7 protein-coding genes are annotated in these 8,723 nt (G+C 65.2%); 6 read left to right on the top strand and 1 reads right to left on the bottom strand.

Translation table 11 applies throughout. From position 1 onward, the window contains the following. Positions 1-1,432, bottom strand: a 1,432-nt coding sequence (locus RWX87_RS06025; protein ID WP_314688637.1) for an MFS transporter, incomplete at its 3' end; no start/stop codon positions are given. 201 nt (positions 1,433-1,633) lie between these two features. On the opposite strand from RWX87_RS06025, the gene RWX87_RS06020 reads away from it, so the two are divergent. The 6 genes from RWX87_RS06020 to RWX87_RS05995 all read left to right on the top strand — a co-directional run. Continuing rightward, on the top strand, positions 1,634-3,250 hold the full coding sequence (locus RWX87_RS06020) for an ABC transporter substrate-binding protein (RefSeq protein ID WP_314688636.1): 1,617 nt from the start codon (positions 1,634-1,636) through the stop codon (positions 3,248-3,250). Between the two features lie 119 nt (positions 3,251-3,369). Further along, complete coding sequence (locus RWX87_RS06015) at positions 3,370-4,431, top strand: ABC transporter permease (protein WP_314688635.1); 1,062 nt, start codon at positions 3,370-3,372, stop codon at positions 4,429-4,431. After that, positions 4,428-5,261 carry an ABC transporter permease gene (locus RWX87_RS06010; RefSeq protein WP_314688634.1) on the top strand — a complete coding sequence of 278 codons (834 nt, stop codon included), beginning with the start codon at positions 4,428-4,430 and terminating at the stop codon, positions 5,259-5,261. Before RWX87_RS06015 ends, RWX87_RS06010 begins: the two co-directional genes overlap by 4 nt. Next, on the top strand, positions 5,258-6,850 hold the full coding sequence (locus RWX87_RS06005) for an ABC transporter ATP-binding protein (RefSeq protein WP_314688633.1): 1,593 nt from the start codon (positions 5,258-5,260) through the stop codon (positions 6,848-6,850). The genes RWX87_RS06010 and RWX87_RS06005 overlap by 4 nt, the downstream gene beginning before the upstream one ends. A 2-nt stretch (positions 6,851-6,852) precedes the next feature. Then, entirely contained in the window at positions 6,853-7,839 is a 987-nt protein-coding gene (locus RWX87_RS06000; protein WP_314688632.1) for a peptidase C39 family protein, read from the top strand. Between the two features lie 512 nt (positions 7,840-8,351). Further along, positions 8,352-8,723 (top strand): hypothetical protein (locus tag RWX87_RS05995; RefSeq protein ID WP_314688630.1); only part of this gene is annotated, 372 nt, incomplete at its 3' end.

The following is an 8,723-nucleotide window of genomic DNA, read 5'->3' as shown; positions in this document are numbered from 1 at the left end:
GCAGCGACACGACCACGCCCACCAGCGCCACGGCCCCCAGAACGACCAGCAGCAGGAACCCGTCGCCGGCCCCCGCGACCGCTCCGGCCGTCGCGTCGCCCGGATGCCGCAGTTCGCCCAGTGCCAGCAGCGCCGACAGCGCGCTGGTGCCCAGCGACCCCGCGTACTGCTGGATGGTGTTGAACAGCGAGTTGACGTCCGTCTGCCGTGAGGGGTCCACGACCTTGCTGGCGTCCGTCATGGTGTTGCCGAAGCCGAGGTTGAAGCCCAGGCGCAGCAGCATGTACAGCACCGTGACGATGGGCACGGTGAGGCTGGCGGTGAGGGCCCACAGCATCAGGGTGCCGGCCAGCATCAGTCCGTGCGAGGCGAGCAGCACGGCCTTCGCGCCGCGATGGTCGTAGAAGGATCCGGCGAAGGGAGCCACCAGCGCACCCAGCAGCGATCCGGGAAGAAGCAGCAGTCCGGCGGTGAGCGAATCGATGCCCGACAGGGTCTGCAGGAACACGGGAAGCAGGAAGGAGCTGCCGATGTTGGTGAACTGCAGGACGAAATAGCCCACCGCCCGCGAGCCCACCACTGGATTCGCCAGGATGCGCAGATTGAGCAGGGGCGCGTCGTCGTGGAGCGCGTGGTGGACGGCGAGGACGCCGGCGAGGATCGCGATGGCCAGCGGGATGAGCGCGGATGCGCTCGTCGGACCGTTGGCGCCCGCCTGATCAACCGCCTGCGTGATGCCGATGAGGACCACGGCCAGCAGCAGCAGGCCGACGACGTCGAAGCGATGGCCGTGGACTCCCCGCGCGGGCAGACGAAGATTGCGCTCCCCGAGGATCCAGGCCGCGACGACCACCGGCATGACGAGCACGAAGACGAGTCTCCAGGACGTCACATGGTTGACGAGTCCGCCGTAGGTGGGTCCCAGGGCGGGCGCGAAGGAGATGACCATCCCCGCGAATCCCAGATACGTGCCGCGCAGATGGAGAGGCACTGACGTGAGGATGACGTGCATCATCAGCGGGGTGGCGACGCCCGTGGCCACGGACTGCAGAAGACGGCCGGCCAGCAGAACCGGGAACGTCGACGGGGAGGTCGCGACGGGCAGCGCGCAGAGCAGCAGACCGACGAGGCTGACGATGACGGCCGAGCGGAACAGCAGCCGCGCGTCGAAGCGCCGGAGCAGATACGCCGAGGCGCTCATCGCCAGCGTCACCATAAGCAGGTAGCCGGAGGTGAGCGTCTGCACGGTGGACATCGGCAGCGCGAACTGCCGGGTCATGGTGGTGAACGTGACGTTCAGCGACGTCTCGGTGAGAATCCCGGTGAACGAGAGCAGCGCGGCCGCCACGATGGAGAGACGCACGCGCGAGGGGACCTCGTTCCCGTGGGTGTCGGTGCTCGAGTCGGATTCCCCGGGTTCGCGTGATGTCACCGTTTCACGGTATCACCGGGCCCGCGTAGGACCGGGCCGTGATAACCAAGTATATGAATTTGCGATGACGGGTGCGTTGCCCGGCGTGACGTCATGGGCCTAGCCTGAAGGAATGAGGGTCTTCTTCGGAGCGGATGCGCGCCGACGGACCTGCCGTGCTAGGGGTGGTGGATAAGGGGGAGTCCGATGGGCGCAGGATCGATGACAAGGCACCATGTGGCGAGGCCGGTGGCGCGTCGAGTCGTGGCCGCCGTGGCCGTCATGGCGACGCTGGCCCTTGCGGGATGCGGATCGGCGTCGTCATCGCAGTCGACATCCAGTGGGCCCATCAGCGAGCTCACCGTGGCCAGTGCCTCGGCGGTGAGCACGCTCAGCGTCAACCAGGAGGCCGGCAGCGCCAACTACCAGCTTGCGGCCCTCTACCAGGAAGGTCTCACCGGCGTCAACGGCAAGGGGGAGATCATCCCGGCACTCGCGACGGCATGGACGACGAAGGAGGAGAACAAGGTCTGGGTGTTCACCATCAGGAAGAACGTCAAGTTCCATGACGGCACCACCATGACCGTGGACGACATCGTCGACTCCATCAACGTGGCCCGCGACTCCAAGCAGTCTCCGGGGCTGTCGGTCTACTGGCCAAACTACGTGAAAAGCGTGGAGAAGACCGGTGACGACCAGCTGACCATCACGCTGACGAGCTCCCAGCCCGACTTCGCCATGCAGGTGTCCAACACCGCAGGCCTTTTCGTCACGTCGGAGAGCTTCCGCAAGAAGGAGGGCAGCGACTACGGCTCCTCCAAGGGGCTCATCGTGGGAACGGGACCCTACAAGGTCACCGAGTTCGATCCCTCCAGCCATGTGACCCTGACCAGGTTCTCCGGATACTGGGGGAAGAACACCGGCCCGAAGAAGATACGCATCGACTTCATCACCGAGGACTCCACCAGACAGCTCGCCTTCCGCAACGGCAAGACCGACGTGGCCTTCAACGTCCCCGTCACGCAGATCTCCCAGTGGGAGTCCGGCGGCGCGAAGGTGACCACCTATCCCGACCGGTCGTACTACGGTCTGACCTTCGACTCCTCCGTGAAACCCTTCAGCGACATCCATGTGCGCAAGGCGATTTCTTATGCGGTCGACAAGAAGGGCATCGTCAGCGGCATCCTCAAGGGCAACGGCGAAGTCGCCACCGGCATCGATTCACCCGACCAGCTTGCGGGATGGACGGGCAACGACCGCTCCAAGGCCGCGAAGAAGGTCGCCGGACTGCCGGCCCTCTCCTACAGTCTGACCAAGGCGAAGAAGGAGCTTGCCGAATCCTCCACGCCCGGCGGCTTCACGGCGACGCTGACCTATCCCACGGGCTACTCGGCGGTCGGCCAGGCCTCCCTGGCTCTGGCGCAGTCCCTGAAGAAGATCGGGATCACCCTCAACGTGAAGGAGATTCCTCTCGAGCAGTGGCTCAACGAGATCGGCAACGGCAAGCAGGGCGTCGGCTGGATGATCTACAACCCGACCACGCCCCAGCCCAACGAGATCTCCTCATGGCTGCTCGCCGCGGGTGGGAAGGGCGCGAACCCGGCCAACTGGGAGGATTCGGCTGTCGCGGCCAAGACGGATTCCATCGGCTCGCTCACCGACGAGTCCGCGAAGCTGGACGCCGTTCTGGACACGACGAAGACGGCCCTCGAGCAGGACGTCTACTCGCCGGTGTACTGGGGCAGGTCGGCGGTGGCCACGCGTTCCGGAATCCGACTGACGGGCATCGGCACCTACTGGCTGGGGACCAACTGGGCCGAGGATTTCGTTGAGGGCTAGCGCGTCCGAACGCACGGGCATCATGGGTGTCAGACGAATTCGACCGGAGGATGCGACGGGTATGGCATGCGGGATGACGCGATGGTTCGGAATATCGGGGCGGTGTGCGTGAAAACCGCATGCGCGTCGGCTTCGTCGGTCGCCGAGACGAGGGGAGCGACCCGACCATGAGGGCGCTCGCCTTCCTCGCGCGTCGGCTCGGCATTCTTGCACTGCTTCTCGCCATCCTGTCCGGCCTCACCTTCGGTCTGCTGTACATGACCTCGGGGGACCCCGCACGCACGCTTGCCGGAGCGCGCAAGGTCAGTGCCAGCCAGCTCGCCGCCGTTCGAGCCCAGTACCATCTCGACCAGCCTCCGTGGAGGCAGTACGTCTACTGGCTGGGGGACGTGCTGCATGGCGACCTCGGCGTCTCCATCCGCACACGGCTTCCCGTCACGGAGATGATCGGGCAGCGGGCGTGGATCACGCTCACCCTTGCGCTGATGGCTCTCCTCATCGCGCTTGTCGTGGGGATCCCTCTGGGAATCGTCTCGGCGCGGCATCGGGGACGCTGGCAGGACGGGACCATCACCGCGCTCGCCGTGGCCGGTCTGGGGGCGCCGAGCTTCGCGGTCGGTCTTCTTCTGCTGTACGTGCTGTCGGTGAAGCTCGGATGGTTCCCGATCTACGGACTGGGATCCGGTTCCTTCATGGACGCCGTCTGGCATCTCGTGCTTCCCGCGTTCACCCTGTCCATCGGGCTGTTCGCCGTGGTCATCAAGATCTCCAGGGCGTCCCTGATCCGGCAGATCGATTCCGACTACACGCTTTTCGCCCTGTCCCGCGGAGTTCCCCGTCACACGATCATCCTCGCCCAGTTGCGCAACGCCGCGCTGCCCATCGTCACCTCCTCCGGGCTGCTCATCGCCTCGCTGGTGTCCGGGACGGTGGTCGTGGAGGCCACCTTCTCCGTGGGGGGCCTCGGCACGCTGCTGCAGGAGTCCGTCACCTTCAAGGACATCCCGGTCGTCCAGGCGATCACCCTGATCATGGCCACGATCATCTGCGTCTCCACGGCCGTGGTCGACTCCCTCGCCGTTCTTATCGACCCCCGGCTGCGCACGCGCCGCGGCCGACGCTCCATCCGCAGGGGAGACCCGGCGACGTCGTCCGAGAAGAAGGCCGGTGAGGACGCATGAGGCATATCCTGCCGACACGTCGGCTCGCGCTGCGTCCCGTTGCCGTCATCCTGTCCTTCATCGTGCTCGCGGGCGTCGCGGTGCTCGCACTCATTCCCGCCCTGAGCACCGCCGGGCTGAACCAGAACCTCCTCCTATCGTCCGTGGCCCCGGGCACGCAGGGCCATGTCTGGGGGACAGACGCCCTCGGCCGGGACGTGCTTCTGCTCACCCTGGCGGGGAGCCGCACCGCGCTCGCGGGGCCCGTGATGATCTCCTGCGGCGCCATGGCCGTCGGACTGGTCCTCGGCACCGCGGCGGCATGGCTCGGGGGATGGGTCGACTGGCTGGTGTCCCGTGTGGTGGAGGTCATGCTCTCCCTGCCCACTCTCCTCATCGCCATCGTCGTGGCCGGCGTCATAGGCGGCGGTTACTGGACGAACGTCCTTGTGTTCGTCATCCTCTATGCGCCCTATGAGATCCGTCTCGTGCGCTCCGGGGTCCTCGCCCATCTGCATGACTCCTACCTAGACGCCGCGCGGCTGCTTGAGCTCGGCCCGGTGCGGATAGCCGGACGTCACCTGCTTCCGGTGATCCGTCCTCTGATCGGCGCCGAGGTCTTCCTCGAGATGGCGAACGCCCTCATCTCCCTGTCCTCCCTGTCCTTTCTTGGGCTCGGCGTCTCCCCCCAGGACGCCGACTGGGGACGTCAGCTCTCCGACGCGCGTGAGCTGCTCTTCAGCAATCCGATGGCCGCCGTCGCCCCCGGAGTGGCCATCATCCTCACCTCGGTGGCCTTCAACGTCGTCGGTGACTGGATCACCGAACGCGGCATGAAGGGGGAGATATGAGCGAAGCGGAGGATGCGGCGCTTCAGGTGCGCGATCTGCGCGTGGCGATCGGCTCCCGGGAGATCATCCACGGCGTGGACCTCACGCTGCGAAGGGGATCCACCCTCGCCGTCGTCGGAGAATCCGGATCCGGCAAATCGGTGACGGCGAAGGCCCTGTGCGGGCTTCTTCCCAGGGATTCGTCGCTGTCGGGGGAGTACGAGCTGGACGGACGGACGATCGATCTGTCCGAGGGCGAGGCCGCCTGGAGGGCCGTGCGCGGATGCGGAATCGTCTGGCTTCCCCAGGACCCCTTCTCCTCCCTCAACCCGTTGGCGACATGCGGCCGGCAGATCTGTTCGGGCTCGGGCCTGCCGAAGCAGGAGAGACCCGCCCAGGCCCGGCGGCTTCTGCGGGACGTGGGACTGCCCCCGGACGTCTATTCCGCATACCCGCATGAGCTGTCGGGAGGGATGCGGCAACGCGTGGCGATAGCGGCCGCCGTGGCGCCAGGACCGCATGTGCTCATCGCCGACGAACCGACGACCGCCCTGGACGCCCAGACCCAGGAGGGCGTGCTCCGTCTGCTGCGGGATCTGAGTGCCTCGCATCACATGTCCCTTGTCCTCATCACCCATGATCTGGCCTTGGCGGCGGAGCATGCCGACGACATCGCCGTGTTCCACGACGGGCTCGTCGTGGAGGCGGCGGGTCGTGACGACGTCGTCCTGCGGCCCCGATCCGAATACACGCGACGGCTGCTGGGGGCCCGGATGCATCGGGGCGTCGGCCATGGGGGCGGAGCGGACGGCGGAGGGCGTCTCGTCGTCCGTGCGGAGCATCTCGCCAAGACCTATCCGGGCGCATCCGAGCCCGCCATCCGCGATGTGTCCCTGGAGGTGCGGCGTGGGGAGATCCTCGGCGTCGTCGGCGCGTCCGGTTCCGGCAAGTCGACGGTGGCACGGTGTCTCGTCGGTCTCGAGAAGCCTGATTCCGGCAGCGTGACGTACGTCGGAGCGGAAGACGACGTGGTCCCCTGGTCCCGTGACCGTGCGCAGCTGGTGTTCCAGAACCCCTTCGGGTCGCTGAACCCCACCATGACCGTGGCGCAGACGCTTCACGAGGCGCTTCACGTCTGCGGGAAGCCGGCGGGTGACGCGGCCATGCGGAGACTGCTCGCCGAGGTCGGTCTGGATTCGTCGACGGAGGACCTTCTTGACCGCAAGCCCGGAACGCTGTCCGGAGGGCAGTGCCAGCGCGTGGCCATCGCACGCGCCCTGGCGCCCGGACCCGATCTTCTCGTCGCCGACGAGGCCGTCACGGCGCTGGACGCCGCGATCCGCGTCCAGGTGCTCGACACCATGCTCAGGCTGCGTGACGACTTCGGTCTGGCGATACTGTTCATCTCCCATGACCTCGACGTCGTGCGCAGGATCGCGGACAGGATCATGGTGATGCAGGCAGGCGTGGTCGTCGAATCAGGGTTGACCGCCGACGTGATGGATCGTTCGACGAACGCCTACGTCAGAGCCCTGGTCGCCGCGATGCCCCGCGACCCCCGTGCGGACTTCGACGGGTCGTCCTCGAGGGCACCGGAGCCGGAGGGCTAGCCATGGATGTGCGCTTTCTTGACGTTCCGCCGAAGCGTGCTGCGGATCCCCGGTTCATGCGGATGATAGGACCTTCGGGGCTTGAGGCGATTCACAGCGCCCAGGGGCGGCTGCAATGCGATGCCTACGTCGCCTATGACGCCGACGACCCCATCGGCTGCCATGCCTCGCTGGTCGGCCGGCATCGGGCGCATACCGCGCAGCAGACGCTGTGTGCCCTGGAGGGGGATCCCCTTCTGTGGACGAGGCTTGTTGACCATGCGGAGACCAGGTCACGCGAGGCTTTTGCGCTGAAGGTGGTGCGCGACCTCGCCGTCGACGTCGGGGATGGTTCCTCGGACGACGGCGGCCAGAACCGGGCCGAGCACGGGCACCAGCGGCAGACCACCGAGTTCACCTGCGGCCCGGTGGCGCTTCTCGATGCGCTGCGGACATCGGGCAGACCCGCGGAAGGCACGAGGGACGAGGAGATAGCGATCTGGCGTGAGGCGACCCTGGGCGTGGCCTGCGATCCCTACGGACTTGCGGTGGCCGCGATGAAGCGCGGCGTCGTGCCCCATATCCGGGTCTCGCGCACCGGACCCGTCCTCGATCCCGAGGGACGACGGGGGATTCTCGACCGGCGGCTTGCCCGGGACGCTCAGTTGGCGTTCGAGGGCGACGCCCATCGCCTTGGGTGCCCGGTTTCCGTAGGCGCCTTCAGCGCTGAGGATGTGGCCGACGTCGTGCGGCGGGGATACGTCCTGATGGTCCTCATCGACGAATACGCCATGCACGGGACGGTGTGCCCTCATTGGATCACGGTCGTGGAATGCGACTCCGCCCGGCGGGTTATGGTCGTTGACGACCCCTGGTTCGATGAGGTCGCCGGTGAAACCGTCGTGGACGCCTATCGGATTCCCATCAGGATGGATGATTTCGATCTCATGATCCATTACGATCATCCTCGTTCGGCTCAGGCGTTTCTCGGTTTTCCGGTCATCCGCTGATCCGGCGTCGTCGTTGGTCTACTGCCTGGTCGGTTCGTGTTCGTTGGTTTCGGATTCGGGCAATTGCGTCTGTCATGCTGATAGTGCATTTGGGTCTTCGGGGTGCGAATTATTTCGCTTCTCGATAAAACGATGTCGAATGTGGTCGAAGGGATATCCGTTGTCTTTTTCGTGCCTTTTCATGTCAGAGGAGACCTCTTGTTCGGCAAGTGTGATTGCGTCATTTGAGACCATTCCTTGAGGATTCCTCTGCCTGCACTGAATGGCTGTCTTTTATAAGCTCTGTCTGCGGGTGATTCGATTCCGATATTCAGAAAAGAAGATGGCAGAAATATCATCTTTGAAATGTTCTTCCAGAATTGTGTATGCTTGTTATTAGTTCGATTGATACAATCAATTCGGATGTCATGCACATGATTCATGACACGACGACTGCAAGTGCAGCGGCAGCACAATCAATGTAGGTTGTCTGACGATAAGAATCATGAAAAAACGGATGAAAGGAATATAGGATGCCCGTTCTTCAGGGATTCGAAGAGGTAAGCCTGGTGGCTCCGGTCGCCAAGGTGACGATGACGGTGACGGAGTCCGCGGTGCGCTTCAACAAGGCCACGGCCGAGGTGCTGGGATTCCCCGCCTATGTGAAGGTGCTGGTCAATCCCAAGACGAAGCAGATCGCGCTGGAGCCCTGCACCGGCCGAGAGGCGAATGCCGTGAAGTTCAGCAAGCCCGAGGGCAGGCAGAAGGCCTCCGTGAGCGTGCGTGTTCCGGCGCTTATCGTCGCGATTCTGAAGTTCTTCAAACTCGCCGCGGCTCCCGAGGGTGAGATCTCCTATCAGCTCGTTCCCGGTACCGTGCATGAGGACGAGAAGGTCGTCGTCTTC

Source organism: uncultured Bifidobacterium sp., assembly GCF_963540075.1.
Classification (GTDB): domain Bacteria; phylum Actinomycetota; class Actinomycetes; order Actinomycetales; family Bifidobacteriaceae; genus Bifidobacterium.
Note: the sequence above shows the minus strand (reverse complement) of the source record. Positions and strands in the feature narration are given on the sequence as shown.